29 protein-coding genes are annotated in these 25,451 nt (G+C 59.7%); 16 read left to right on the top strand and 13 right to left on the bottom strand.

From position 1 onward, the window contains the following. The first annotated feature begins 21 nt into the window (after positions 1 to 21). The 9 genes from M9924_21850 (at position 22) to M9924_21810 (ending at position 9,845) form a co-directional block, all read left to right on the top strand. Complete coding sequence (locus M9924_21850; protein ID MCO5067014.1) at positions 22 to 816, top strand: conjugal transfer protein; 795 nt, start codon at positions 22 to 24, stop codon at positions 814 to 816. Next, a complete protein-coding gene (locus M9924_21845; protein MCO5067013.1) occupies positions 813 to 1,028 on the top strand; it encodes a hypothetical protein in 216 nt (71 codons plus the stop codon). The genes M9924_21850 and M9924_21845 overlap by 4 nt, the downstream gene beginning before the upstream one ends. Positions 1,029 to 1,043: 15 nt before the next feature. Continuing rightward, entirely contained in the window at positions 1,044 to 2,138 is a 1,095-nt protein-coding gene (locus tag M9924_21840) for a type IV secretion system protein (GenBank protein ID MCO5067012.1), read from the top strand. Positions 2,139 to 2,270: 132 nt separating this feature from the next. After that, positions 2,271 to 3,005: a VirB8/TrbF family protein gene (locus M9924_21835; protein ID MCO5067011.1), complete on the top strand. Its 735-nt coding sequence runs from the start codon at positions 2,271 to 2,273 to the stop codon at positions 3,003 to 3,005. Next, on the top strand, positions 3,002 to 3,844 hold the full coding sequence (virB9, locus tag M9924_21830; protein ID MCO5067010.1) for a P-type conjugative transfer protein VirB9: 843 nt from the start codon (positions 3,002 to 3,004) through the stop codon (positions 3,842 to 3,844). Before M9924_21835 ends, virB9 begins: the two co-directional genes overlap by 4 nt. A 4-nt stretch (positions 3,845 to 3,848) precedes the next feature. Next, positions 3,849 to 5,234, top strand: coding sequence for a type IV secretion system protein VirB10 (gene virB10 / locus M9924_21825; GenBank protein MCO5067009.1), 1,386 nt, complete (start codon positions 3,849 to 3,851; stop codon positions 5,232 to 5,234). A gap of 1 nt (position 5,235) precedes the next feature. Continuing rightward, positions 5,236 to 6,357, top strand: coding sequence for a P-type DNA transfer ATPase VirB11 (virB11, locus tag M9924_21820; protein ID MCO5067008.1), 1,122 nt, complete (start codon positions 5,236 to 5,238; stop codon positions 6,355 to 6,357). Continuing rightward, a complete protein-coding gene (locus M9924_21815; GenBank protein MCO5067007.1) occupies positions 6,326 to 9,391 on the top strand; it encodes a type IV secretory system conjugative DNA transfer family protein in 3,066 nt (1,021 codons plus the stop codon). Before virB11 ends, M9924_21815 begins: the two co-directional genes overlap by 32 nt. A gap of 109 nt (positions 9,392 to 9,500) precedes the next feature. Next, positions 9,501 to 9,845 (top strand): hypothetical protein, encoded by a 345-nt coding sequence (locus tag M9924_21810; GenBank protein MCO5067006.1) that lies wholly within the window; start codon positions 9,501 to 9,503, stop codon positions 9,843 to 9,845. A 468-nt stretch (positions 9,846 to 10,313) separates the two neighbouring features. On the opposite strand, the gene M9924_21805 is transcribed toward M9924_21810, so the two are convergent. The 3 genes from M9924_21805 to M9924_21795 all read right to left on the bottom strand — a co-directional run bounded on the left by M9924_21805 (position 10,314) and on the right by M9924_21795 (position 12,618). Beyond that, on the bottom strand, positions 10,314 to 11,945 hold the full coding sequence (locus M9924_21805) for an IS66 family transposase (GenBank protein MCO5067005.1): 1,632 nt from the start codon (positions 11,943 to 11,945) through the stop codon (positions 10,314 to 10,316). A 74-nt stretch (positions 11,946 to 12,019) separates the two neighbouring features. Beyond that, positions 12,020 to 12,364, bottom strand: a complete 345-nt coding sequence (tnpB, locus tag M9924_21800) for an IS66 family insertion sequence element accessory protein TnpB (GenBank protein MCO5067004.1) — start codon at positions 12,362 to 12,364, stop codon at positions 12,020 to 12,022. Beyond that, entirely contained in the window at positions 12,361 to 12,618 is a 258-nt protein-coding gene (locus M9924_21795; GenBank protein MCO5067003.1) for a transposase, read from the bottom strand. The genes tnpB and M9924_21795 overlap by 4 nt, the downstream gene beginning before the upstream one ends. 75 nt (positions 12,619 to 12,693) lie before the next feature. On the opposite strand from M9924_21795, the gene M9924_21790 reads away from it, so the two are divergent. Beyond that, positions 12,694 to 13,041 (top strand): hypothetical protein, encoded by a 348-nt coding sequence (locus M9924_21790; GenBank protein ID MCO5067002.1) that lies wholly within the window; start codon positions 12,694 to 12,696, stop codon positions 13,039 to 13,041. 17 nt (positions 13,042 to 13,058) lie between these two features. Here the strand turns inward: M9924_21790 and M9924_21785 are convergent, their stop codons facing one another. Both M9924_21785 and M9924_21780 read right to left on the bottom strand, forming a co-directional pair. Then, positions 13,059 to 13,793, bottom strand: a complete 735-nt coding sequence (locus M9924_21785) for an SOS response-associated peptidase (GenBank protein ID MCO5067001.1) — start codon at positions 13,791 to 13,793, stop codon at positions 13,059 to 13,061. Between the two features lie 41 nt (positions 13,794 to 13,834). Further along, the gene (locus tag M9924_21780) at positions 13,835 to 14,452 is read right to left on the bottom strand and encodes a hypothetical protein (protein MCO5067000.1); all 618 of its coding nucleotides are present in this window, start codon (positions 14,450 to 14,452) and stop codon (positions 13,835 to 13,837) included. 110 nt (positions 14,453 to 14,562) lie between these two features. Between M9924_21780 and M9924_21775 the strand changes: the two genes are divergently transcribed. From M9924_21775 to M9924_21765, 3 genes are all read left to right on the top strand, one after another. Continuing rightward, positions 14,563 to 14,793 carry a hypothetical protein gene (locus tag M9924_21775; protein ID MCO5066999.1) on the top strand — a complete coding sequence of 77 codons (231 nt, stop codon included), beginning with the start codon at positions 14,563 to 14,565 and terminating at the stop codon, positions 14,791 to 14,793. An 84-nt stretch (positions 14,794 to 14,877) separates the two neighbouring features. Then, positions 14,878 to 16,143: a type VI secretion protein ImpB gene (locus M9924_21770; GenBank protein MCO5066998.1), complete on the top strand. Its 1,266-nt coding sequence runs from the start codon at positions 14,878 to 14,880 to the stop codon at positions 16,141 to 16,143. Beyond that, on the top strand, positions 16,143 to 16,394 hold the full coding sequence (locus M9924_21765; protein ID MCO5066997.1) for a hypothetical protein: 252 nt from the start codon (positions 16,143 to 16,145) through the stop codon (positions 16,392 to 16,394). The genes M9924_21770 and M9924_21765 overlap by 1 nt, the downstream gene beginning before the upstream one ends. A 23-nt stretch (positions 16,395 to 16,417) precedes the next feature. Here M9924_21765 and M9924_21760 read toward each other — a convergent pair whose 3' ends face one another. The 5 genes from M9924_21760 to M9924_21740 form a co-directional block, all read right to left on the bottom strand. Then, the gene (locus M9924_21760) at positions 16,418 to 16,669 is read right to left on the bottom strand and encodes a hypothetical protein (protein ID MCO5066996.1); all 252 of its coding nucleotides are present in this window, start codon (positions 16,667 to 16,669) and stop codon (positions 16,418 to 16,420) included. Between the two features lie 65 nt (positions 16,670 to 16,734). Next, positions 16,735 to 17,070 carry a helix-turn-helix domain-containing protein gene (locus M9924_21755; protein MCO5066995.1) on the bottom strand — a complete coding sequence of 112 codons (336 nt, stop codon included), beginning with the start codon at positions 17,068 to 17,070 and terminating at the stop codon, positions 16,735 to 16,737. Continuing rightward, the gene (locus tag M9924_21750) at positions 17,048 to 17,434 is read right to left on the bottom strand and encodes a type II toxin-antitoxin system RelE/ParE family toxin (protein MCO5066994.1); all 387 of its coding nucleotides are present in this window, start codon (positions 17,432 to 17,434) and stop codon (positions 17,048 to 17,050) included. The genes M9924_21755 and M9924_21750 overlap by 23 nt, the downstream gene beginning before the upstream one ends. Positions 17,435 to 17,894: 460 nt before the next feature. After that, entirely contained in the window at positions 17,895 to 19,013 is a 1,119-nt protein-coding gene (locus M9924_21745; protein MCO5066993.1) for a sensor domain-containing diguanylate cyclase, read from the bottom strand. Positions 19,014 to 19,150: 137 nt separating this feature from the next. Then, a complete protein-coding gene (locus M9924_21740) occupies positions 19,151 to 19,342 on the bottom strand; it encodes a hypothetical protein (GenBank protein MCO5066992.1) in 192 nt (63 codons plus the stop codon). A gap of 141 nt (positions 19,343 to 19,483) precedes the next feature. Between M9924_21740 and M9924_21735 the strand changes: the two genes are divergently transcribed. Further along, complete coding sequence (locus M9924_21735; GenBank protein ID MCO5066991.1) at positions 19,484 to 20,035, top strand: CspA family cold shock protein; 552 nt, start codon at positions 19,484 to 19,486, stop codon at positions 20,033 to 20,035. A 159-nt stretch (positions 20,036 to 20,194) separates the two neighbouring features. After that, positions 20,195 to 21,157 carry a C45 family autoproteolytic acyltransferase/hydrolase gene (locus tag M9924_21730; protein MCO5066990.1) on the top strand — a complete coding sequence of 321 codons (963 nt, stop codon included), beginning with the start codon at positions 20,195 to 20,197 and terminating at the stop codon, positions 21,155 to 21,157. Positions 21,158 to 21,343: 186 nt separating this feature from the next. On the opposite strand, the gene M9924_21725 is transcribed toward M9924_21730, so the two are convergent. After that, a complete protein-coding gene (locus tag M9924_21725; GenBank protein ID MCO5066989.1) occupies positions 21,344 to 22,777 on the bottom strand; it encodes an IS1182 family transposase in 1,434 nt (477 codons plus the stop codon). A 269-nt stretch (positions 22,778 to 23,046) separates the two neighbouring features. Between M9924_21725 and M9924_21720 the strand changes: the two genes are divergently transcribed. Next, complete coding sequence (locus M9924_21720; GenBank protein ID MCO5066988.1) at positions 23,047 to 24,069, top strand: NAD(P)-dependent oxidoreductase; 1,023 nt, start codon at positions 23,047 to 23,049, stop codon at positions 24,067 to 24,069. Positions 24,070 to 24,161: 92 nt separating this feature from the next. Here M9924_21720 and M9924_21715 read toward each other — a convergent pair whose 3' ends face one another. Then, positions 24,162 to 24,602, bottom strand: coding sequence for an NUDIX hydrolase (locus M9924_21715; protein ID MCO5066987.1), 441 nt, complete (start codon positions 24,600 to 24,602; stop codon positions 24,162 to 24,164). Between the two features lie 131 nt (positions 24,603 to 24,733). Further along, positions 24,734 to 25,429, bottom strand: coding sequence for a hypothetical protein (locus tag M9924_21710; protein ID MCO5066986.1), 696 nt, complete (start codon positions 25,427 to 25,429; stop codon positions 24,734 to 24,736). Positions 25,430 to 25,451: the final 22 nt, after the last annotated feature.

The following is a 25,451-nucleotide window of genomic DNA, read 5'->3' as shown; positions in this document are numbered from 1 at the left end:
ACAGCGGAAGGAAGTGAAGCGATGAAAAAGATCATTCTTGGAAGTGTCATGGGGCTGCTGTTGACGACGGCGGCCTATGCCCAGGTGCCTGTCACGGATGCCGCCAACATCCAGGTCGACGAGCAGATCAAGGCGCTGACGTCGCAAATCCAGTCGGATACGACGGTCATCAAGGACAATACGACGAAGACGCTGCAGGCGATCACCGGCGACAGGACGCAGGATGCGAACAAGTTTTCGTCGTTGGCGACCGGCGGCGGGTTCTCGATGAGCCAGGCGCCGGATTTCGGCTCGATCCTGCAGGGGAATCAGGCGTCGTTCGGCGGCATTGGCGGGCAGTTCCAGAATATGGCGGCTCAGGTGATCAACGGCTTGAACCTCGTCAAGATGGTGAAGGATGCCGTGACCGGTGGCGATCTCAGCGGCGCCAACCAGGCCTACAATCAGGGCGTCCAGACCGTCACGACATTGACGGCGCTGACCGATGCGATGAACGCGGCATCGAAGGAGCGTACCAACGCCTTCTCCAATGCCGCGGGCCAGATCGGCAAGGCAAGGGACATGAAGGGGGCTTTGGAGCAGAATACGCAGATGGTGCTGCAGGGCAACCAGACAGCCAACGAGGCGGTCGGCGCCTTGAACAATGCGGTCATGCTGGAATCGCAGCGCTACAAGGCGGCTCTTGCCGAGCAATCGCAGTTCCTGAAGGCGGCTTCTGGCGGGGAGGAGCGCAGGCGAAACCGGCAGAACGGCCAGCCGCAGGATGGGCAATCGGTCAGGGACCAGTTGCAGGAGTTCGAGGCTCAAGCGCAGTGAAAGCAGCCTGTTTTATCACAATAATCGCCTGCGCGACCGTGTTGAGCGGCTGCGCGGGCTACAAGGAGCGTCTGGCCAAGTGTTCGGCCGACGAAAACCCGGTTGGCGCGCTGGCGTATGGAGAGAAACCGGAAACCGGTAACGCTGGTGCGATTGTCGCCCAGCAGATGACGGATGAATGTGGTCCGATGAGACCGGTTAACCAGTTCTGATCGGAAGGTGTTTGGATGGATCCGCGGGATGGGCTGACCGATTTCTATGGGCGAGCGCTCAGTTATTTCGACAAGATCAACGAGGACACGATCGAGCGGGCGTGGGGACTGTTCGCCGAGCATCGGGGCCTTGTGACGTCTCTTCTGGCGCTGTTTTTGATCATTTATTTCCTTTGGGGGGCATTGGGCCGCTCGCATATCAGCATCCAGGATATGGCGATCACCGGATGCAAGGTCGCCCTGGCCTATGCGTTCATCATGTCCTGGTCGATCTTTCATGAAGACGTAGGCAAGTTGATCCTCGAGACGCCGGATCAGCTTGGTGCCGCGCTGTCATCGCGCATGGCGGGGATTGCTGGCGGGGACACTATGGCGGACCAGGTCCGTCAGGTCGGCGACAAGGTCTATATCTTTGTGTCCAAGATAGTGGATGCGAACTCCGGTGGATGGATCGGGCCGGTCGTCGGAACGCTCTACTATATATTGATCGTCGGCTTCGGATTGATTCCGATGATGCTGATCCTGACCGGCGTCACGCTGTTCGCGAAGATGATCGTCGCCGTGATGCTGGCGGTTGGTCCGATCGCCATCCTCTGCAATTTTTTCGGCATTACCAAATTCGTTTTCGAGGGCTGGTTGAAGGGCATCGCATACGGCATATTTGCCATTCTCTTCACCTATGTCATTGCCGGCTTCTGTTTCGGCTTTGTGCGTTCCTATCTGGATTCGATCGATATCGCGATGGCCACGAATGAGGGGTCATTGGCGGTGGCTGCTGGGCTTGTCGTGTACATGCTCGTCGTGGCCTTTTTCGTGCTCATGGTGCCGAATCTGGCGCAATCTTTCGCGTATGGGACGACAATGGGCATCATACAGAGTGGCGGCGGCGTGGTTGAATCATTAAAGGCCGGAAAGGAGGGGGGGTCGAAAGTCGCGGCTGCTGCAATGATGGCGTCACCGGCGGGTATCGTTGGCGGCGCGGCGAAAGGCGGGTTGGCGTTGGCAGGCGATACGGGGAGAGCTGGGGCGTACGTCGCCGGCCGTACGGCCAGAGGATCGCGTGCCATGGGCCGGATGCTCGCGAATCGAATGCGGAACCGCGGACCATGAGAATCGAGGTGTGGCGGCGCTGCACCACTTTTTCGCTTTTCTTCTACTCTAGTGTAATTTAGGGTGCCCTTGGCATTGCTGCGGGCTTTATGTTTGCGGTGATTCTCGAGATCGATGCGGAGATGAATTCGGGTGGCGTTTTTCAGGAAGAAGGCAGTCGGGGAGCCTGAGGGGAAAGTACCAGGTCCTGAAGAAATCTATCAGCAGCATTTGACGTGGGGGGCGCGACAGAAATCGCTCCTTTCACTGCTGGCGTTCGTGCTTGGCGTTGCGGCCGTGGCTGGCTGGGCCGTCGCCGGCGTTTCGGTCTGGTCGTCGGCGCAGCTGTTTCCTCTGAAGTCGACTGAGGTGGTGCCACTGATCGTCGACAAGGCCACCGGCTACATGGAGACGGTGACGACGCTCGACAAGAACAAGACCGTCTCGGAACTGCAGGCGGTGCGGGCGGCGTTCATCGGCAATTACGTGATCAAGCGGGAGTCGTACGATCCGCGTTATCTTTCCGACACGTTCGACATGATCCAGCTATGGTCGGATCCCAACGCACGGGCATTCCACGACTATGAAGAGCTGATGAATCCGAGCAACCCGCAGTCGCCGGTCAAGAGGATCGGCGCGGAGGGCGATGTCCGGGTGAACCTCTTGTCTGTCAACCCCTTGAACAAGGAGACGATGAACGTCCGCTTCGAGACCGAGGAGCGCCGCCAGGGCGGCGTGGCGCGTGTGGATCGATGGTCGGCCACGGTCCGGTATCGGCAGGGCAATCTTCAAATGACCCAGAGGGTGCGGATGTTCAATCCGCTCGGCTTCCTGGTCACGGATTACACCAGGGTCCCCGAAATGATGCCGAGCGGGTTGCCGCAATGAGGAAAATCGGGCTGACAGCGCTGGCGTTGGCGTTGAGCGCGACGCTGGCGCACGCGGAGCTGGTGGCGCGACCCGGGCGTTACGACCCTCGCGTTCGCACGGTCCCCTATTCCTCGGAGCAGGTTTTCGAGGTCACGGGCACCTACGGCATGGTGACGGTGATCCTGTTTGGCAAGGACGAGGAAATCACGCAGGTCGTCGCCGGCGACACGGTGTCCTGGCAGATCCTGACGTCCGCCGATCGGCGTTCGCTCACGTTGAAGCCGATGGAGAAGGATGCGTCGACCAATCTGGTCGTGATCACGACGAAGCGGACCTATTCGTTTGAGCTTCTGGTCAACAATTCCAGGAGCCAGAGGAACCAGACCTACAAGCTTCGGTTTTCCTATCCGGAAGACGCCGGAATGAAGGGCATGGCGGAGCTTTGGAAGCAGGCCCAGGAGGCGCAGAAGAATCCGAACATCAAGAACATCCGCCGCGACAAGGTGAACTACGATTACGGCTTCAAGGGCGATCCCGGCGCGAAGCCCGTATGGGTGTTCGATGACGGGATCAAGACCTTTATGAAGTTCTCGGGCAAGACGCCGGCGATCTATACCGTCGACGGCGAGCGCCGTGAATCGCTGGTCAACTATCGTCGTGAGCAGGATTACATCGTGATCGACGCGGTGTCGCGCCAATGGACACTTCGCTTCGGCACCGAGACCGAAACATGCCTGTTCAATCTACGTACGACGCCGGCGGACGTGCCGGCGCCGATCGAGGGGGTGGTCGGGCCGAAGCGGCTGGGAAAGGGCGGCGTGTATTCGAAGATGCCCTCAGACAGGAGCGGAAGGTAGTCTGATGTCCGATCCTCAATACAGTCATAGCATCGAAAACGAAGGAACGATCGGCGGCTCGGTGCGGCGGCGCGGGATAGGCATCGGGCGGCCATTGGCGCTGCTGGCGGCGCTTGGCGGCGTTGGGGTCGTGCTCTATCTGGCTTTCTCGACACCGCCTGAAAAGGTGGCGACGAACCAGTCGGAGCCGGAGACGTTCGAGCCCGTCAGGGCGCCTGAGAGCCCGGCCTTCAACACGCCGCCGCCGCCGCCGCAGATCCCGACAGTTCAGGTGCCGGAGGCTCCACCGCCTCCTCCGCCGCCGCCTCCGGCTCAGCCGGCAGAATTGCCGCCGGCAATGGCGCAGCCGGTCGATTGCTCGAACGGCAACAATCCGGATGATCCGAAGTGTATCGAACTGGCGCGTCAGCAGAAGCTGCTCGAGCGCGTGAAGGCGAATGCGATGGTCTATGACCAGTCGCGGAACCAGCCTGGCGCGGATATGGCGCAGGCGTCAGTGCAGCCTGGTGGTGGTGGTGATCAAGGGATGTTCGGGCTGAACGGGGGCAAGGATATTCCTGGGCAGGGCGGTCCTGACGGGTCGGGCCGTGGTGGTGCGGGCCGTGGTGGTGCGGGCGGCGATGCCAACAGGTCTTTTCTGGCGGCGATGGGAAACCAGGACGTTACCGTTTCGCGGGCCGTGAAGAACAATCGGACCGACGCATGGATCCCGCAGGGGACCATGATCAGGGGCACGCTGGAAACGGCCATCAATTCGGACCTTGCCGGCATGGTCAAGGCGACCGTGCGCGACGATGTCTATTCATTCGACGGCCGCCGCATATTGATCCCGGCCGGGTCGAGCCTGATCGGCGACTACAAGGCCGACATACAGCAGGGCCAGGAGCGTGTGTTCATCGTCTGGACGCGCATGATCCGCGGCGACGGCGTGTCGGTGCAGTTGGGGTCGTTCGGAACGGACCGCCTCGGCCGATCGGGCATGACGGGCAAGGTGGACAGGAAATATTGGGAGCGTTTCGGACCGCCGGCGCTGATGACGATGATCGGCGGCGCGGCGCAATATGTGGCGACGCTTGGCAATCCGAACCGCGACAACGACATCACCATCGTCAATCCCGACGGTACGGTGACGCGCATTCCGCAAAACACCAATGAGTCGCCTGAAGATCAGGCACGCGGCATAGCAGCCCAGACCATCGCGGCCGGCATCCAGCAGATGGCGTCGGAGGCGTTCAACAACACCAAGGACATCCGGCCGACCATCCACATCGATCAGGGTTCGGACATCAACGTGTTCGTGACGCGCGATCTCGATTTCTCTGATTTGTACGAGGATCCGGTCGTCGAGGAATTCGAGCGGCTTAAACGGCTGAAGCGAGCGAGTAAGTAGGATGGATGCGGCCAGCGATGCGAATTTGAATGGGTCGGCCGGCAAGAAGGTGGTGACGCCGCTCAAGAAGGTCGATGCCGCGACCAGCAGAAGGGATATCGACCTTCATTGGCTGGGCGAATCGCTGAAGCCGATCAGGAAGTGTCTGGACGATCCGGAGGTCGTCGAAATCTCCTGCCAGAAGCCCGGTGAGCTGTGGCTGGAGAAGGCCGGCAGTCTGGTGATGCAGAAGATCGAGGTGCCGGCGCTGACCGAACATGCGGTCGAGAACATGGCCGTGCGTTCTGCCGCCTTGACGTCTCAGGTGATCAACCGGGAAAATCCGTTGCTGTCGGCCGTCCTGACGGGCGGCGAGCGCGTCCAGTTCGTGCTTCACCCCACCTCGGCGACGGGCAATGCCTTTTCGATCCGCAAGCAGTTCATCCGGCGTCTGTCGCTGGAGGATTACGAGAAGCGCGGCGCCTTCGACCATGTGAGGGTGACGGGCGATGACGATATTGACCAGGTCGACCGGGAATTGTCGGTCCTGTTGCGCAACAGGCAGATCCGGAAGTTTCTCGAGCTCGCGGCGAGGGAGCATCGCTCGATGCTGGTATCCGGCGGCACGTCATCGGGCAAGACGACGTTCCTGAACACGATGCTGACGGCAATCCCCATGCACGAGCGATTCGTTACTATGGAGGACACGCGCGAGCTGGAGCCGATGCAGGAAAACGTTGTGTCGCTTCTCGTATCGAAGGGAGACCAGGGCGAGGCGAAGGTGACGATGGAAGGCTTGCTGGCGACGGCGCTGCGTCTCAGACCGGACCGGATCTTCATGGGTGAGCTGCGCGGCCCGGAGGCCTTCGACTTCCTCAACGCGATCAATACGGGCCATCCCGGCTCAATGACCACGATTCATGCAAACTCGCCGCATCAGGCGTTCAACCGCTTGTCGACGCTGATCGTGAACGCCGGCGTTCGCATGGAGCGGGACGATATCCTCCGATACATCCGCTCGATCATTCCGATCGTGGTGCAATTGCGTAAGGGCGACGAAACAACAAGCCGGGGGGTGAGCGAAATCTATTTTCGGGATGAGGTCAACGAAGATGGCGAAAGGGTTCACAGCCAGGCCTATTGATGGCGGGCGTCGCGACCTGGGCGATGACGTAACGGACGAGACTGAACGCCAGATCAAGGTGACGCGGCAGCCGGCCAATGACCGGCCGGTCAGGTATTCCGACGATAGCGGATTGCTGCAGGATCCTTTTGCGATCGACGAGGCAACGCTGCGCCAGGCCGCCGAAGAGCCGCCACGACAGAAGCAGCTGACGCTGCTTCAGCGGTTTTCGTTCCTGATATTTCCGTTCGTGATCGCGACCGCGGTGCTGATGTGGCTCGCGATGTTCGTATTCATCTACGAATTGTATTCGACCTCGTTCGGACAGGCCTCGTTTATCGACTATCTGAGCCGTGCGCCGTTCATGGATGGTGTGAAGCAAATAATGGTGACTGTGTTCACGCGCAACACGGTCGGGCTGTCGCTGCTTGCGCTCGTGGTCGTGTTTCCGTTCATTTATGTCTGGCTGACCTGGTGGATGCTGAAGGGCGGCCGCTCGCTGTCGCGGCTGATCCTGTATCTCCTGCGTGTGCGATCGGTCTTCAGCCTGCTGACGACCTCCGGCATGGTGTTCGCGGCTTGCTGGGCCGGTGTCGTCGCCTATGGGGTGGTCTTTTATCTGATCGCCAGCAAGGGGCTGACATTGAGCGACGTTGCGAACTATTACGGCAGCGCGCTGACGGCTATGTATCAGGCGCCCTTTGGCGGGACAAGTTCGGCCGGCCAGTTCATCGCACCGGCGAAACTGACGGTCCTGGCCGGCCTTGGCGGGCTGGCGGCGGCGGGGCTTTTGATCGGATTTCCGATCGGCAAGGCGGTGATGCGCCGGGAGTTTCAGGTTTTCGGCAACTCACGACTGGCGACGCTGCAGGATGCCTACGATTACCGATTGCGCGAGAAAACAGGGGTGGTGCTTGGCTACAAGCAGGGGATGCTTCTGTGTTCGGGCAGCGATCAGCATATCATGGTGATCGGTTCGCCGGGGCAGGGCAAGTCGCGCAGCTTTGTCATGCCGACGATGATGAATTACCCCGGATCGATGTTCATCCTCGATATGAGCGGGGAGCTCTACGAGAAGACGTCCGGCTACATGAAGAAGAAGGGTTATGAGGTCTACCTCATGGCGCCGGGGCAGCACGGGACGCACTGTTTCAATCCGCTGGATGTAATCAGCAAGAATCCGCACCAGCGCATCACCGATCTGCAGAAGCTGGCGCAGATGCTGATGCCGGAACGGCTGCGCTCGGACTCGAACGATTTTTGGGAGGAAAGTGCCAGGATCCTGTTGGTGGCAATGCTGGGCTTTGTGATCGAGTGCCCGGATACCCGCAAGTCGTTGAGCGAGCTTTATCGCATCCTCAACTCCATGTCGGATGAACGCACGGCGATCGCGCAGCTACTTCAGCGCTACGGCGATCATCTTTCCGACCAGACGCGTATGCAGCTGACGAAGTTCATCGGCCGCCATGAAAAGCTGGGTGAGGGCATCGCGGCCGAGATCGGCGCGAAATTCAATTTCCTGCAAAACGAGCTCATCGAGGCGATGACGTCGGTGACGACGATTCCGATCACCGAGATCCGCAAGCGCAAGATGGTCATTTATTTGCAGGCCGACTGGAACATCATCCAGATGTATGAGCGGCTGATTTCGATCTTCGTGCAGCAGATGGCGGACAATCTGGTGCAGTTGGGACCGCTGCGCAGCGGCGAGCACGAGGTCCTGATGATGCTCGACGAGTTCGGCAATGGCGGCCGGCTCGACACGGTGCTGACGCTTGCGCCGCTGATCCGCAAGAACGGGGTGCGGTTCGTGTTCATCCTGCAGGACGGCGCGCAGCTGGAACGGCTTTATCAGCGGCCGGGCCAGAAGATCCTGATGGGGACGTCGACGATCAAGCTGTTCATGAATTTCCAGAATGTCGAGGATGCGCAGGCGGTGACGCAGATTGCCGGCGTGACGACGAAAATGCTGCCGCAGCCGTCCTATTCCTATCGCCACGGCCGTCGCGACCGTGGAGGCTCGATGATGCCGATGCGGGTGGAACTGCTGCCTGTTCACGAGCTGATGCAGATGAAGCCCGAAGAAGCGATCCTGCAAGTGACCGGTATGCCGATCATGCGGATATTGAAGCTCGACTCCGGCGGTGAGCGGCAATTCCGTGCGATGGACAAGTATGAGGAAATCCGCAAGCCGCAAATACAGCCGCGCGCCTGGACACTCGAGGATGACGAGGCGTTCAAGGAGCGGCCGGAGGCCTTCGAAGGGGTGATGACGCGCCAGATGCTCTATCCGGATGTTCGCGTCGTGCGGCAGCGGGTGGCGGCGCTGAAGTCGGGGGGCGTAACCGGCACGGCGCTGAATGAGCCATCCAGGACCCGTCCGGTCGATCTTCTGTGGCAGGATATCGACGGCGAGCGGCATATCTTCTTTTCGTCGCTCGATGAGTTGACGATCAGGCTGAACCTCGATGCGACACGCGTTCCCGGCGTGATGCCCGGTGAAGCGGCGGCGCAACCGGAGGATCGAGCGGCGAGCGATGGGGCGAGAAAGAAGGCCCGCGAAGGAGAGGGTCGGGGGCCGGCCGAGGAAAAGCCGGAAGCCGATAAGAAGGAAAAGCGCGCTTCGGATCCTGATCTTCCCGACGTCGACACACGAGCGCTTATGGGGGGCGATCGGGGTGATGATGACGATCTCGAGGTGAATGTCCAGGCATTGATGAAAAAGGGCTACATTCCACCAACGCACAATGATCGGTCGCCGTCCTTGTCGCGGCAGGACGTAGCGAGGGACGAAGCCGATGTCGTGCGTTCACCGGTCCTGAAGCGGCAGGAGGTGAGCGGCGAGTTCGGCAAGATGAACGCTTCGTTGAACGCGATGCTCAAGGAAAGCGCCAAGCCTGTCGAGGATGTCGACGCCCTGGCCTTCAATGATGGGCTGGAGTCGATGTGGCAGACGACGATCGACCGGATGGAAAGCGAGGAAGATAGGGAACTTGTCCGAGCTCATGCTGCCGTGGTCATGGATCCGCTCCAGGAAGATCGGGGAGGGGGGTAGTGAGCTGGTCGCGGATCTGAACCAGGTCGATAGACGCGTTCGAAGCGAACCTAACCGAAGTCGTGGCCGAGGAGTGGCTTCATGGCTTTGATGAAGAGAGGGAAAAAGCATGTTTGTCGTCTGGAAGGGATGGGGAATTTTGACCGTCCTCATCGTCGTCATCGTGGCCGGCGCGGTTACGATGGCTCTGAGCGTGGCGTTGGCTGCGGCAGGTCTGACCGACACGTTGGAGCTTGCCGCGATCGCGATCGGGCTGTTCGCGGCGGCGGTAGCCAATTGGTATGCGGGAAAGCACTTTAACGATGTGCCTGGTCGTGAACTGGTTGATCCGAAAACGGGACAAACCGTCGTATTAAAGCCGCGGCACGATCTCTTTTTTATCAAGATGGAATACTGGTCGATACCCGTCGCCATCGCCGGCGTCCTCGTGCTTCTCGGCTATTTCGTAGGCTGATGGGGCGAGTGTCGTCGGTGCTGCGCAAACCACCTTCACCGAATGAACCGTTTCGCCTGCTGTGCGCCCGATGCGGCCAGCCGGCGGTCGTATTCACCGTTACAGAGCCTTACGTCTACCTCTGCCCCTTATGCGATGCTCCTGACAATCTCAGGCCGGCCGATAAGGCGACCGAGGTTAAATCGTGACGCTCGTGTTCCGGCTTGGATGCTCATCTGGGCGATTGCTGTTCGCAATCATTGCCGCGCCAGCGATGGAGGGATGAGAAGGCGGCCGAAAAATTGCTGGGTGTGCCTGTACGGATTATGGTGGTGCCTGACAGGTTGTAACGTGAACCTGTCCCGTGATGGTCACTAGCGAAGAAAGTAAGGACACCATGATCCTCTATGCCTTTTCTCCGGAATCCGAGTCGGACGAGGACCGCTGGAAAGATACCGGCATCCGCGAGCTGTTTTGTAAGCGGTTAGCTCATGGCGTGTCGGGGGTGAAGTTCCAGGGCATGAGCTGATCGATGCGGGAGATTGTCCAGCCGCCGGCGATCCGCTCGAGGGTCTGCTGAAGCCAGGCGAGCGGATCGACGCTGTTCATTTTTGCTGTCTGCAACATCGTGGCTATGGTTGCCCAAACCCGTCCACCCCCTTCGCTGCCGGCAAAGAGACTATTTTTTCTGATTATTGTCTGGGGCCTGATAGCGCGCTCGACAATGTTGGAATCGATTTCGACCCTGCCATCGACGAGGAAGCGCTCGAGCGTGGCGCGGCGTGAAGTGGCATACCGGATCGCCTCTGCCAATTTCGACTTTCCGGAGATGCGAGGCAGCTCCTTTTCCCATAACCTGAACAGGTCGGCAACGATGGCTGCGGACCGATCCTGGCGGGCCGCCATGCGAACCGCCGGATCGCGGCCGCGGATTTCGTCCTCTACCTTCCACAACTCGGCCATTGTCGAGACCGTCTGCGTCGCCAGACGCGACACGCCGCTGACGTGCAACTCATAAAAGCGCCGGCGTAGATGCGCCCAGCATCCCGCGAGTGTCACGGTATCGTTGGCGCCGGCATTTGCCTTGGCGAGCTTGGTATAGGCGGAATAGCCGTCCACTTGCAGGATACCGGTGAAGCCGGCCATGTGGCGTGCGACACACGCGCTGCCGCGACTGTCTTCGAAGCGGTAGGCAACCATGGGCGGCGATGTTGCGCCATATGGCCGATCATCGCGCGCATAAGCCCATAACCACGCTTTCTTCACCTGGCCGCTGCCTGGCGCAAGGGTCGGCAACGACGTCTCGTCGGCAAACACCCTTTCGGCCTGGCGGATGCGCTCCAGCACATAATCGGCCAGTGGCTGAAGCTCGAAGCCGATCTTGCCCATCCATTGCGCCATCAGCGCGCGGCTGAGTTCGACGCCGTCACGGGCATAGATGGTCTCCTGACGATAGAGCGGCAGCCCGTCGGCATATTTGGAGACCGCGATCTGGGCCAGAAGCCGTTCGGTGGGAATGCCGCTCGCGATGATGTGGACGGGCGCCGGCGCCTGGGACACGCCGTCGCGGTTTCGGTAGGCATATTTCGGGCGGCGCGTGACGATCACCCGGAACTTCGCCGGCGTCACGTCCAGGCGTTCCGACACGTCCTCGCCGATCAGGAGCCGGTCCAGACCTTCGCAATCCTCGGGCACCTCCGGCTCGATAACCTGCTCCACCCGCTCGAGATGGGCGGCAAATCCCTTGCGTGGGCGTGGCGCGCGCTTCGCACGACCGGGTGCTACAGCCTCCAGATCGGCAATCGCTTCGCCGACGCCGCTCTCGATCTCCTCGAACACGAAGGCACATTGCTCGTCGTTCAGCCGCTCCGAGCGCCGGCCATAGCGCGATCGCTCCAGCATCTTCACGATCGCCGTCAAGGTGGCGATACGTTCATCGGCCGCTTTGATACGGGCCTCAGCGACTTCCGCCCGACTATCAGAGATAGCGATCCGCTCGGCCGCCAGACGTTCGTTCTGAGCGGCCTGGTTCTCCAGCAGCACTGCCTTTTCGGTCAGCGCCAGAACCATCGCCTTCAGCGCGTCAACGTCGTCGGGAAGCTCTGCGACAGCCGTCTCCATGGCCGTCATCACAGCACAGATCAGGCCGTTTTCCCAACCGTTTCAGAGCCGTGATTCACTTTGCCTCAGGCACGTCAGCCCAAGCTTTGGGGTCGCTTCACCCCTACCGGCCGAACCCGCTTCCAGTCCAGGCCGTCGACCAGTGCAAGCAGTTGCGCATGGTTCAGCCGAAGACGCGCAGGCCCGATCCGGGGCCAACAAAACTGCGATTTCTCCAGCGTTTTTGCATACAGGCAGACCCCGGAGCCATCCCACCAGACGATCTTCACCCGATCTGCTCTTTTCGGACGGAAGACATAAAGAGAACCATCGAAAGGATCCACACCGCCGTCACGAACAAGCGCCATCAACGACAATGGTCCCTTGCGGAAGTCGACCGGCGTGCTCGCAACATAAACAGTAACGCCCGAGGGGATCATGCCGCTCGTGCCGCCCGGATGACCCGTGCAAGATGATCTGGATCCACGTTCGCCCCGACCCGCACGATCAGGTCGCCCACGACAATTTCGATCGCAGCGCCATAGGCCGGCTCGAACCGGGTGAACTGAACCGCAGGACCATTGTCCTCCGAGGCCGGCAAATCCTTCCCAAGAGCTTTGCGCCGCCAGCCGAACAACTGCGACGGCGCCATCCCCGCTTCCCGTGCGATGGCCGAGACGTTTGCGCCAGGCACAAGCGTTTCCGCTACAAGCCGGGCCTTCGCCTCTTCCGACCACTGACGGCGACCTCGAAGGGGACGCGCAGCAAGATGCTCGATCACCTGACTGTTTCTATCATCAGGCATAGGCCTGCTTATGGAAATTTCCATCATCAGCTCCAAATCCCAAAGCTGATGAATCCCAAATCCCCGCTGCCGCCGCTACGTGGGATGTCCTTGCCGCTTACGCTGTTTTACGCCGGACTGGATGAGGTTCGGCAAGAAGTCTTCGACCTGCGCAAGGAGATTGCAGCCCAAGGTGAAAGCTCCGAATGGCGGCCTATGCGGGTCGAGCGGATCGAGCTTCCCACGCCAACGGCGGAAACTATGCTGACCTTGCTCAATGAGGGGATCGGCCCGCTGATAATGGATTACGAGATAGTGGAAACGATCGCCTGACATTGGGCGGGTGAGCGTCAGTTTCCTTCGCCTGCCAGGGAGCCGGAGACTGTTGGAGCGTTCTCGAGGCGAATTGGCTCGATCATTCGGGCATCGTCGTTGCGCATCTTGTCCTTCGTGGATTTGTTGACCTCGCGGCCGACGCGGTAGAATTTCAGCCGCCCATCGAGATTGTGGCTCAGCAACTGTTTTGCGTCCGGAACGGAGGTGACGGGGTCGAGCCAGGCGTCATAGACTGATGGGTCGAGGATGATTGGCTGACGATCGTGAAGCTGGCGCATCGGTTCATCTGCCGCCGCCGTCAGAATGGTGCAACTCGTGAGATCGAGCGCCTTGTTGTAGGCCCACAGACCGGCAAAGCTGAAAGGTTGGTGGTCCGGCCGAAAGATATGCCAGGGGTCTTTCTCGCCATCGGCCGGGCTCTTTGTCCACTCGTAAAATCCGTCCGCCGGTATCAGACAGCGCTTGCTTTTGAAGGCGTCCCGGAAAGCAGGCTTCTTTTCCGCATCCTCTGATCGGGCGTTGAACATCGGATATTTCGGGATCTCTTTTGCCCAAAACGGCACCAGCCACCATCTGCCTTCGTGCAGCTTTTGTCCGTCATCTGCACTGGTGATGAAGGGAACGGTTTGTGTTGGCGCGATATTGTATCGCGGCTCCATGTCGTTCCTGCCGGTGTCGGCCGGCGCCGTGAGCCGATAGAGACGATGGATTTCAGACCAGGGCAGATAGCGGGTGTAGCGGCCGCACATGGGCTTCCTTTCGCGTAGTCAGCGCTTTGCGGCCGATTGAGTCAGCCCGACCTCTTTTCCAGCGTGTCGATTGCGTTCAGAACGGCTTGCCGCTTGGGGTCGACCGGGTCAACCGGTCTGAAGCTGGATAGCTGAAGGGCAGTAAACGCGATCGTGACCTCGTTGACCAGTTCCTGCGCATGACGTTCGTCCTCGACGTCGGCCGCCACGATCCAGGCGAGATCGCCGATGGTGGCGTCGAGGTACTCGCTTGGCTTGGTGGCCTCCTCGACGCGTGATCGAAGCAGGGCAAGTGCCGTCGTGCGATCGACAAGTTGGGTTGCCGGATCGGTGACGAGCTGTAGGTGAGCGCTCAAGGGCGGTGATCGCCCCTGTTGCGCCCATTGCGCACATGCCGCCTTGACGGCCGCGTGGTCGGCCTCGTCCCAGACGGAGGCGTTATCCATGTCCTGGTCCGAAATGTCGAAGTCGTCGGGAAAGCCGGCGATGTCCCAGGCTTCACGTAGGCTGATGCCGTCGGCTGCTTGCGCGGGGGAAATGCCGGCACGGCTGAATACGGCGATCGCCGCGTCCTCTCCACGCTGTAGCTCGTTGGGGGTAGCCTTCGGAATTGAAATCTTGACGACCGGGAAGTTCCGCTCGATGCGTTCGTGTCTCATGGCGAACTCCTGTCGGGGCATAAAATAGGAACAGAATGAGAACGCGAGTCAAGTGGGAAATTTAGAAATCGGGTAGCAAGATCGGTCGGTCGAAGAGGGAGACGGTGTCTATGAGCGGCCGAGGCGTTGATTATGTCGATCGGTGGATCGGCAAGCATGTGAACCTGGAGATGTATGAACGAGGTGACAAGGACCGACCGCGGAAGCTGGCCGAGCAATGCCTTGCCGATGCGGCGAGGGAGGGAATTGTGGCGGGTGAAATCACCGAAGAACTCGGGGATCTGGCACGGAAATTGGGATTCGCGCTCGAGGACACCGTAGAAGGGTGGTCGCGGGACTGATAAGGAAATTATTCCTTTTCCTCTTGACGGTCGAGCCGGATTCTGTGTTCTCATTCTGTTCTCGTGACAGAATGAGAACACAGAATGCGCAAGCCGGAGACAATCGAGCGCCTCTACCTCGATATGGATGGCTTCTTTGCCAGCGTCCACCAGCAGTGTGATCGGCGCCTGCGCGGCCGTCCTGTCGGCGTCGTGCCGTTCGAGGGCACGACGCGCACGGCCGTCATTGCCTGCTCGCGGGAGGCGAAAGCCTATGGCGTCAAGAACGTCATGCCGATTGAAGAAGCGAAGCGGCTTTGTCCCGACCTGATGCTGGTTCCGCAAGAGCCGGACCTGTACCGGCGCGCTCATAATGCGCTGCTGTCGGAAATTGAGACCGTTATTCCGATCGACACGGCGAAGTCGATAGACGAGCTGACGTGTCGTCTCGATGCGAGCGGCCGGGCGGACCCGTGGTCCCTGGCCGCTCGCATCAAGGCGGCGATCGCCGACAACGTCGGACCATGGATTACCTGCTCGATCGGCTTTGCCGCGAATCGTCAGCTCGCAAAAATGGCCTGCAAGGAAGGCAAGCGTCATGTTGGCGGCTATGGCGATGGCCTCGCGATTTGGTCGCCGGCGGACCTGCCCGCGCCGCTGCTGGCCGTGAATATGGAGGATATTCCCGGCGTCGGCGGGAATATGGCGAAGCGGCTTTACCGTGCCGGCATATCTTCCACCGAAGCGCTCTACAGCCTTCAGCCGAAGCACATGCGCAAGCTGTGGGGCAACGTCACCGGCGAGCGCTTGTGGTATGCCCTGCATGGTTACGACATACAGGCGCCCGCTTCGAGCCGCGGCATGTTCGGGCATGGCCGCGTGCTTCCTCCGGAGGCGCGCAACGTCGAGGCGGCGCGCGGGATTTCGCGCCTGTTGCTGACCAAGGCGGCGCGGCGGCTGCGGCGCGAAAATTACTATGCGTCGGGGCTGTGGCTCTGGCTTTCGATCCGCGACGGTTCGTGGATGGGGAAATGCGCCTTGCCTGTCGTCAACGACGACCAGGCCATCCTTTCAGCCCTGGGCGAACTGTGGGGCAGGGTGCATCGCGCCTATCCGCGCGGCCTCACGATTTTCCGTCTTGGCGTGACGCTCTACGATTTGTCGTCGTCGAACGAGCGTCAGCTCGATTTGCTGCTCAACGACGATCGGCAGCGCCGGCGTTGGGAAAACGCCAGCCAGGCTATCGACGGGCTCAACATGCGCTATGCCGGCACGGTGGTCAGCCTCGGCATGTGGCGGCCGCCGGCCGGCGGCCATGTCGGCGGCAAGATCAGCTATACGCGCATTCCCTCGGCGGAGGATTTCTGGTGATGGGCTGGAAACAACAAATCCGTGTGGGTGATCTGGCTGACCATCAAAAGATCGAGGCGCGATGCAAGCGATGTGGGCACGTCCATTACCTGACGCGTGCGACGGTCTGCACGTCTCCGGAGCGCGAATTTATCTACATCGACGAGCTGGAGCGCGAGACGGTGTGCAGGGCGCGCGGGTGTCGGGGCGCCGTCCGTCTGTCCATGGTGCGGCTAGATGAATTGAGCGGCTTTGTCGGCGGGCTGGCCTAGCGCGGTCTCGTCTACCCGAGCACTCATGCCTCGCCCGCCGCGTGCTCCTCTTCGTACTCCAATTCCTTCGCAGCCTTGGGAATAAGCGCCAGCCACTCAGGCCCGACGCGTTCGATGGCTTCGGGCAGTGTGTAATTCATCTCGGCCAACCACTCGGGCCTGTTGAGGACAATAGCAACGGTCAGCCGCTCGCTTGTCGAGAGGACACCGTAGTCATTCTTGCGCTTGGCTGAGCGTGATACGGCAAGTATGTGCTGTAGTTCGTTATCCGTCATTGAATCGTGCCTCCTATACAGTGGCAGGGCCTAGTACACTGCCCTGCCGAGTTGTTGCCGGTTCACTATTGCAGGGCGTCAATGCCCTTGCGGCGGATGACGTTCAGCAAGGCAAGGGCTGGTCCCTTAGCCTGTCGAGCACCGCGCTCAATCTGCGAGACATAGCCGGTCGTCATGTTGAGGTATCGAGCGAACGCGGCTTGGCTCAAGTGCGCCTGTTCGCGCACCGCGCGCACTTCCGCTCCCGTAATCGGCGTCTCGGTCGGCAGGGCCTTCTCCCCAAGGTGGCGGGCCGTGATCTTCTCATAGGTCGCCTCGTCCATGATCCCATGGCGGCGCTGCGCGCCCGCCATTTCCGCGATTTCACGGGCAAGGCGGCTAGGCTTCTTCGTCGTGGTCATGCTCGATCTCCTGCAAATCTCCGTCCTGTAGCGCCTGCCTTACGACCTCGGCCGATGCGGCAAGCCAGTTCGCGCCGATCGTGCGCAGGTCCTCCAATTCGTCATCCTCGATGTTGTCGCGGTCACTCTTGGCAAACCCGTATAGAAACACCGCGCGGTCGGCCGTCCGATAGGCGACGATCATCCGAAACCCGCCAGAGCGGCCTTGTCCGGGCCGCGCTACACGCTGCTTGATGAGGCCGCTGCCTAGATCGGCGTCGATCAATCCGCGCTCTGCCCGCGCGATCGCCTCGCGCAAGCTGGCGTCGGCGATCCGTTGCCGGCGCGCAAACCGCACCACGCCCCTGATCTTGAATATCAGCACGCCGCCTCTCTATAGCACTCTCTACTATAGTACATATTGCTACAGACTTCAACGGTTGGGGGTTGGGGTTGGTTCCGGCTGGGGGCGAAATGCTACGTTAATCGGCTTCGAGGGGCTAGATCATGCTCACTCAAACCGGCTATCGAAGACTCCTCACAGATGATCGCAACACCCTGCAATAAATCCAATACTGCGCAAATTGCAATTTGGGTGAGAAAAACAACAGCAGGCTTACCGCCTAGTTGCGTTCCATAATGTTTATTATGCGATATTTTTTTTATACTGTTATTTTGTAGAGATATATTGATTTTGCAAAGTAGGAATATCACCCTACTCGTTCGTGAGCAAGAGCGAAGACTGCGGGGCGGGACTGATTATAATGAGCGGCGCGAGTTAGGAGAAAGAAGAGGATAGCTCGGATGTGGCGCGGGACGGCAACGATCGAAAAGGTTAGCAACTGTCAACGCCATTCGAGGCGCGATGCGGACAGCGGCGGGAGTTCAGATCTGCCTACGCATGAGGACGGCGGCTGTCGTTCGCTATCGAATATTCTGAGGTGATTTCGGCCAGCGCGCTTGGCCCGATAGAGCGCGATGTCGGCGTTTTCGAGCAACTGACGGGCATCGAAACCATGCAAGGGAGCGAACGCAATGCCGATGCTGACGCCGATGGTCACCGTCTCGTCGCCAATGTCATAGGGTTCGCTGACGGCCCGCCGGAAGCGCCGCGCCGCCACCACGGCATCATCGCCATGGTCAGCACGGCTGATCAGGACGGTGAACTCGTCGCCGCCCACGCGCGCGACAAGGTCGCTGGCTCTTGAAGTCGATGCCAGGCGTCGCGCGACCTCGACCAGTATGGCATCACCGGCCGCATGTCCGTAGCGGTCATTGACGGGTTTGAAACCGTCGAGATCGAGGCATAAGACGGCGACGATCCCTTCCCCTGGATCAAGCGTCGAAAGCGCCCGGTCAAGCCGCCGCTTCAACAGTCGGCGGTTGGCAAGGTCGGTCAAGGGATCATGATCAGCATGATGTTCAAGCAACGCTTCGGCCTCTCTCCTGGCGGTAATCTCGGCCACCGTGCCGGCATAGCAGGCCGGCCGGCCAAGCACGTCGGGGACGATCCATGCCGTCTCAGTGATCCAGATGCGCTCGCGCGTGCCATGCCGATAGATTTCCGACACGAAGTCAGTGACCTTGCCGTGCTCCTTCATCAGCCGGCAGAACGCGTCGCGCCGCATCGGATCGACGTACCATTCGGTCGCGATGTCATTGATAGCGGCAACGAACTCTTGTTCGCTTCGGTAGCCGTGCAGGCTGACCAGCGCAGGATTCGAGCGCAGCAGGCGGCCACCGGGCGTCGATCGATACATTCCGACCACCGGATTATTGAAGAATGCATCGAATTCGGAAGCCGCCACCTCGGGTACGCTGCCGCCAGCGTCAATTTCTTGCACCGCGAGCCATTGCTGACACGCTTCTGCCGTCAGCAATTGGAGCCGGATTGTCGATAGCGCAGTCTGCGGGATGGCATTCTGACCAGAGGCCAAAACATTGTCGTCTGGATCGAAGAGCATAATGGACGGCAAATCGCATAGCAGGCTGCAGGATGCCAGAATGGCGCGACCTTAGCGTTAACGAATGGTTTAGCGGGTGCGCTGGTTACGAAGCACCCTGCCGACCAGGGTTTCACCCAAAGAGGATGCAACCTATTTCAACCATGATTGTCGTTTCCCGGTTCGCGTTGTAATCGCTCGGCGCGTCTTTCCAGCACCTCAGAGGCGATACGAGTGTCACGAGCGGCATCGGTCGGATTCTGTGCCATGGCCATCTTGAGCACGGCTTTCAGGAATACAGAGGTTTCCGGAAGGCTTGTCATGGCATCGATTTCGGGTTCGAATTTCACTACTATTGTCTCTCCATGCGTCTTCGCGTCGATAGCCGTATGCTATCTTCGGTTGTAGGCATCAGCCTGCGAATTCCCATGCGCCAGCGTCTTTGGTAGTTTCAAATCGGGCGAATCAGTGGCTTCTTGATGAGCATCGCAATGGACAGCAAGGCCTCAGGCGCCGAATTTCCTGAATATGTTGATGAAACAAGCATAGTGGTCGCTGTCAGTGGGCTGGTCAAATGGTTCGACGTTGCCAAGGGATATGGCTTCATCCAGCCGGACGACGGCGCTCTTGGAGATGTCTTCTTGCACGCCCACTGCCTGCAGCGCGACCGCTACCCCACGGTCCTTCAGGGCGCGCGGTTGCATTGTCTGGCGGCACAGAGCGACAAAGGGTTACAGGCTTTCAAGGTCCTGTTGGTCGACAATTCACTGGCCACAGCGGGGATCGATGCGGCCGTTGAACGCTGTCTCAATAAGGTAAGGGACATCTATGGTCCCGAACCGGTGACCGTTAAATGGTTCAATCGCGAAAAGGGGTTCGGCTTTCTGACTCGCGGTGTCGGCACCGAGGATATTTTCGTCCATATGGAAACGTTGCGTCGGTTCGGCATGACCCGCCTCCTGCCCGGAGATGCCGTCAAGATCCGCTTCGGGCGCGGCGCCAAAGGTTTGTCGGCCATTTCCATCCACCCGATTGCCTCATAGGGCCTTGAACGACGGGTGATTTGTGTCTTCGATGGCGAGAGCAGCGCGATCGGACAACCGTAGCTGATTTCATTGCAAGCAGTCGCCGAAGAGCAGTGAGGCTATAGCCGACCAGGTCGGAGGTTTCGGGATTTTCGCGACAGGTTGGGGATAGGTTTCATGAAACTTTTTGCCATCTCGGAGCGAAAACCTGCCGACAAGTGGAAGGAGCGATTTTCCGAGTCATGGCCGCGCTATCGTGAGTGGTATCTGAGCGAGGGAGAAGCGGCTCGCCCCACACTGGAACAGGCGAGAACCGCGATAGGCAAGCACATGCCGGAACTCCTGCCGCTCTATGATCGTGTTTGTAATCTCGCGACCGCCGACGCGATCGCGCAGCGCGCATTGTCGCTGTATCGCACGCCGCCTGTCATCTCTGGATGCAGCGTGGCCCTGGCTCCCGGCGACGAACCCATTTTGGTGCGAAACTACGACTTCAGCCCGGATTTCTTCGAGGGAACAGTCCTTCATAGCCGGTGGCTAGATCATGATGTGGTCGCGACCTCGGAAGCGTGGATCGGATGCCTTGACGGCGTCAACGCGGCCGGTTTGGCCGTCGCTCTAACGTTTGGGGGGCGAATTGCACACGGTGAGGAAGGTTTTCAAACACCGTTGCTCCTGCGCTATGTGCTTGAGACTTGTATTACGACTGCGCAGGCCATCCAAACCTTGCAGCGTCTTCCTGCACAGATGGTCAATAACGTGATGCTTCTCGATAGGAGCGGCGATTATGCGGTGGTGTATTTGTCACCGGACAGGAAGACCGCCGTTCGAAAGGTTTCAATTACAACAAACCATCAGCTTGCCTTGGAATGGCCGGAAGACAACAGACGGTCCGAAACGGCCGAGCGGTCGGAGTGCTTGACTCGACTCAGAGCCGACAAACCCGATTTGAAGACGTTTATCGGCGCTTTTCATCAGAAGCCGCTCTACCGCACGGCATATAGTGAAGGGCTTGGAACGCTTTACACTGCTGTCATCCGGCCGATATCCGGAACGATAGAATATCATTGGCCTCGCCAACCGCAATGGGTGCAATCAACGGACCATTTTTTGGAAGGCGCAAGGGAACTGCCGGCCTGAAACGTTGTCGCGAATATCCTACAGACCGTCCTAAAACGCTGCCGGCATGGGCTCGTGGGTGGATCTAAGCTTGATCGATGAGAACTTCTCCGGCGATTTCCGAGTATCGGCGCTTGGCGGCGCATATGGCCTCAACAGGACGCTTCCGGACTGTTTCGTGCGATTATAAGGCGGATTTCGGGGCGATCATGCCTTCGCGGCGGCGATCAGGCCGGGAACCCCGACGATGGTGATGGCCCTTTTGATATTATAGGCGAGCGCGGTGAGGCTGAACTCCCCTCGCACGTTCTCCAGCCGGCGCATCAGGAACGCGCCCTGGTTCATCCACTGTTTGATCGTGCCGAATGGATGCTCGACGCTTTCCCGCCGCCGGTCGAGGACTTCGGGCCGGGCAGCAAGCCGTGCCGCCATGCGGTCGAGAACGGCTTCGTTCTCCAGTCGTGAGACGCGGCGGAAGGTTTTGGTGCAGCGTTCGCGCAGGTGACACGCCTTACATGCATCGCGGTTGCTGTAGTCGATTTTCACATTGTCGCGAGACTTGCTCTCGTAGCGCGCCGACAAAACCTGCTGGCCGGGGCAAATATAGGCATCCCGGGCCGCATCGTAACGGAAGTCGTCCTTGGAGAAGAACCCCTCGCGCACGGCAGGACCGCGGATCGGTTTGGGTACGTAGGCGGTGATACCCGCATTCTCGCAAGCCTCTATGTCCTCGATCTTGAAGTAGCCGCGATCGGCGACGGCCTCGATCTGCTCTACGCCGAGTGTCTCCATTGCCGCCGCGGTCGTCGGCGCGAGCAGCCCCATGTCGAGGACCTGGTTGCTCACTTCCTGTTCGGCGATCAGCTTGTGCTTCACATCGACGGCGAGCTGGATGTTGTAACCGACGCCGACCTTCGTCATGCGCGCCATGGCGCGGGCATCCGGGTCCGTCAGCGAGATCTGATCGTCGCCGGTGCGCTCCAGTTCATCCAGCAGCGCCTTATGCCGGGCGCGCTTGCCCTTGATCGCCGCGATCTTCTCCGCCAGATCGCCGCCCGAGCCGTTGCCGCCGCTCGCCCTCTCCTCGTCGGCATCGCCCGCGTCCAGCCGCTTCATATAGTCGGCCAGCTTCTCGTCCGCCTCGCGGATGAACTTCGCTAGAGTGCCGCGCGTGAAGTTGCGGTCCTTGTTGTTCACCGCCTTGATGCGCGTGCCGTCCACAGCCAGAAGCTCGCGGCCGAACAGGTCAAGCTGGCGGCAAAGGATGACGAAGTCGCGGAATACCTGTTTGAAGGCCACCCGGTTCACGCGCCGGAAATCGGCAATGGTGCGGAAATCCGGCTTCAGGTGCCGGAGCAGCCAGATCACCTCGATATTGCGGTGCGTCTCGGCCTCCAGCCGCCGGCTTGAGCGCACGCGATTGATGTAGCCGTACACGTACAATTTAAGAAGATCGGCCGGATCGTAACCCGGACGCCCCGTCTCCCTCGCCGCCACCCGCACGAACCCGGCGGCAGAAAGATCGAGGCCGTCAACGAAGGCCTCTATGAAGCGGACCGGGTTGTTCGGCCCAACGTAGTCATCAACCGCCTCCGGCAGAAGCAGCAATTGCGAGCGGTCTGTTCCTGAAAGATGCGCCATGGCAAAACCTACCACAGGCCGCTACACGCCGGAATCCTGCAGCGGGTTTTCAGACGGTCTGCCTAAGTTTCGCGACAAGATCGCCGACGCTGATTTTTCAGGGAAAATTCTGTCGCAAATGTCGTGTGCGAAAGTCCGCTTTACGCGACTGATTTTTGCGACACGTCGCGGCCCGAATTCCGGGCCGTTGCGGACGTGGTGTAGGTTTCAGAAGTTTTGCGACTTCGAGATAAAATTGATTCTAAGGCTGTCTCAGCTAGACTACCTCCATGCAGAAGGCACTGGTATTCGGCATAACAGGCCAACTCGGCGCGGCCGTCGCGGATCGACTGCTAGAAGCTGGCTGGCAGGTTTGGGGTGTGGCACGCGGTGATAGGATGCCGCCTGCCTCGCTGCTGAAACACGGCGTTCGCCCGGTTGAGGGGGCGAACGAAAGCTATGAAGGGGTCGTCCGCAACCTCGAATTTCCGATTGATGCGGTTTTCGTTCCCACCGCCTATGATATTCTGGATGCAACGGACCTGCTGGCCGCCAACACAAGGATGGGTTCACTGGTCGTCATCTCGTCGTCCAGTGTCTATGCCGACGACATAGGCAGGTCGTTGGACGAGGCAAGCGAGACGGGATTCCCGGTCTTCGGCGGGCCGATCAGCGAGGACACACGCACCGTCGCGCCGGGGCCGCAAACCTATTCGACGCGAAAGGTCGCCATGGAGCAGGCTTTGCTCGCATCCGGCTTCCCCGTCACGATCCTTAGGCCCTGCGCGATCTACGGCCCGCTTGCCAGACATCCGCGCGAATGGTGGTTCGTGAAACGGGCATTGGACGGGAGGGATCGCATTCCCGTGTGTCGGGGAGCCAGGAGCGTCTTCCACACAAGCAGCGTGCGCGGCATAGCCGACATTGCGGAAATTTGTATGTCGTCACCAAGGCAACGCATCCTGAACGTAGCGGACACGACACCCCTGACGGTCGCGGAAATCGCCTCCGCGATCGCGGAGGCGCTCGGGAAGCCGATCCACCTAACTCCCTTCGAGGGTGGGCCAGTTGGCCCCTCGTACGTCGGCGCGACACCTTGGTCAGTGGAGAGGCCCTATGTCCTAGATACCTCGCAGGCCATGGAACTCGGATGGCACGGAGGCGAATATAGGGGTCAAGTTGCGGATGCCTGTCACTGGATTGTGGAAGCGGCCAGAATAGGAGACTGGAAGCGCCATTTCCCGACCTTCGCCCAATATGGCTATGATGCGTTCGATTACCAGGCGGAAGACGCGTGGTTTGCAGCGAGGTGAACGCGGCGACCGGCGGAAAGACCTTCCGGTGGCGGAATACTCAGAATTTGTGCAACGATCCGGCAACTAGCGGGATAAAGCCAACTTAATGTTCAGCGCAACAAATCGGGTTTCCGGGCTGCTATCCAGTCCCGCAGTCGGCTTTGCAGGCTGGGAACAGCCGCATGGTGATTGAGGAAATCAGTAATCCGCATGACCTCCCATCGCTCCCCTTCGTTGCCGAAGCGTACATCCTCCAATCGTTCCCGGTCCAAAGGCGCAACGAGAAAATAGCTAAAACCTGCTCCTCCTACGGTTCCGGAATAAGGGCGGCACCACTCCACCGTAGCCGCATCAATTGTTAGGCCAAATTCCTCCTCAACCTCGCGGATGGCGCAAAATATCGGCGTCTCATCGCCTTCCCTCCCGCCACCGGGCAGGTCCCAAAGGCCGGGGTTAGGTATGGTAGGAATGTCGTCTCGCTTGTAGGTGACAAGGCAATCCCCCATCACCAGAGCAATCTTGGCCCCGTGAAAATCACGACCGTCCCACATGGGTTCATGTGTAGGGTCGACGGCGATGTATGGCAATGTCCGCATTGGACTTAAACCGACTATCGCAAAACCTAGTATTTTTGCGACAACGAAGATTCGTCTACTCGACCGACAGTGCGGACCCGGCCCTCTCATTTGTACAAGAACGTCGAAAACGCACTAGGTGAAAGATATTGAATCGCCGGATCGGACGCATCCGCCTTTATTCGAGGAGGATCAGGTATGAGCGTTCCCCGATCTCTGCCCACCGTCTCGAGCCACCCTAAGACGGTTTCCACCAGACCTTCGGTGACGGCCTCATCCGTGATTGTTAAGGAGATCGACCTGAGCTTCGTGCCCAGGCCGAACGCGGCTGTTAAATCATCCGGATTGACGCGTCGCACCGAAGCTGGGTTGGACACATCATCAAAGGTAACGAGGAGCGGGTAGCTTGGCCTGGAAACGTTGCGTTCCTCGCGCAGATTTTCCAGCCGCGTAGCCCAAATCTCGACATCCTCTCTGCCGAAACCAGTTTCATCTCTGAACGTCTCTTGAGCGATAGTTTCCGCATTTGTCAGCACCGCAAAAAGGTAACGGCCCGGTGCCACCTCGACGAACGCCGCCTCTCCCTTGACCCCGCCGGTTCCTTTTCGCCCGATCCCCGGCACGTTGTTTTCTATTCGCAGGCTCACCCGAGACACGCTTGAGCCAACCTTCAGCCCATCCGGTGTTTCGACTTTTAGCGTCAGCTTTTGGTTCCACGAAAAGCTCGGCCCCCAAGTGAAATACAGGAATGCGGCGGCAAGAGTCAGAACGACACTGACTAAGATAAATAAGACGCGGTACAACTTGAACCTTCTCGAATGAACC

The organism is Rhizobiaceae bacterium, from assembly GCA_023953835.1.
Lineage (GTDB): Bacteria > Pseudomonadota > Alphaproteobacteria > Rhizobiales > Rhizobiaceae > Mesorhizobium_G.
Note: the sequence above shows the minus strand (reverse complement) of the source record. Positions and strands in the feature narration are given on the sequence as shown.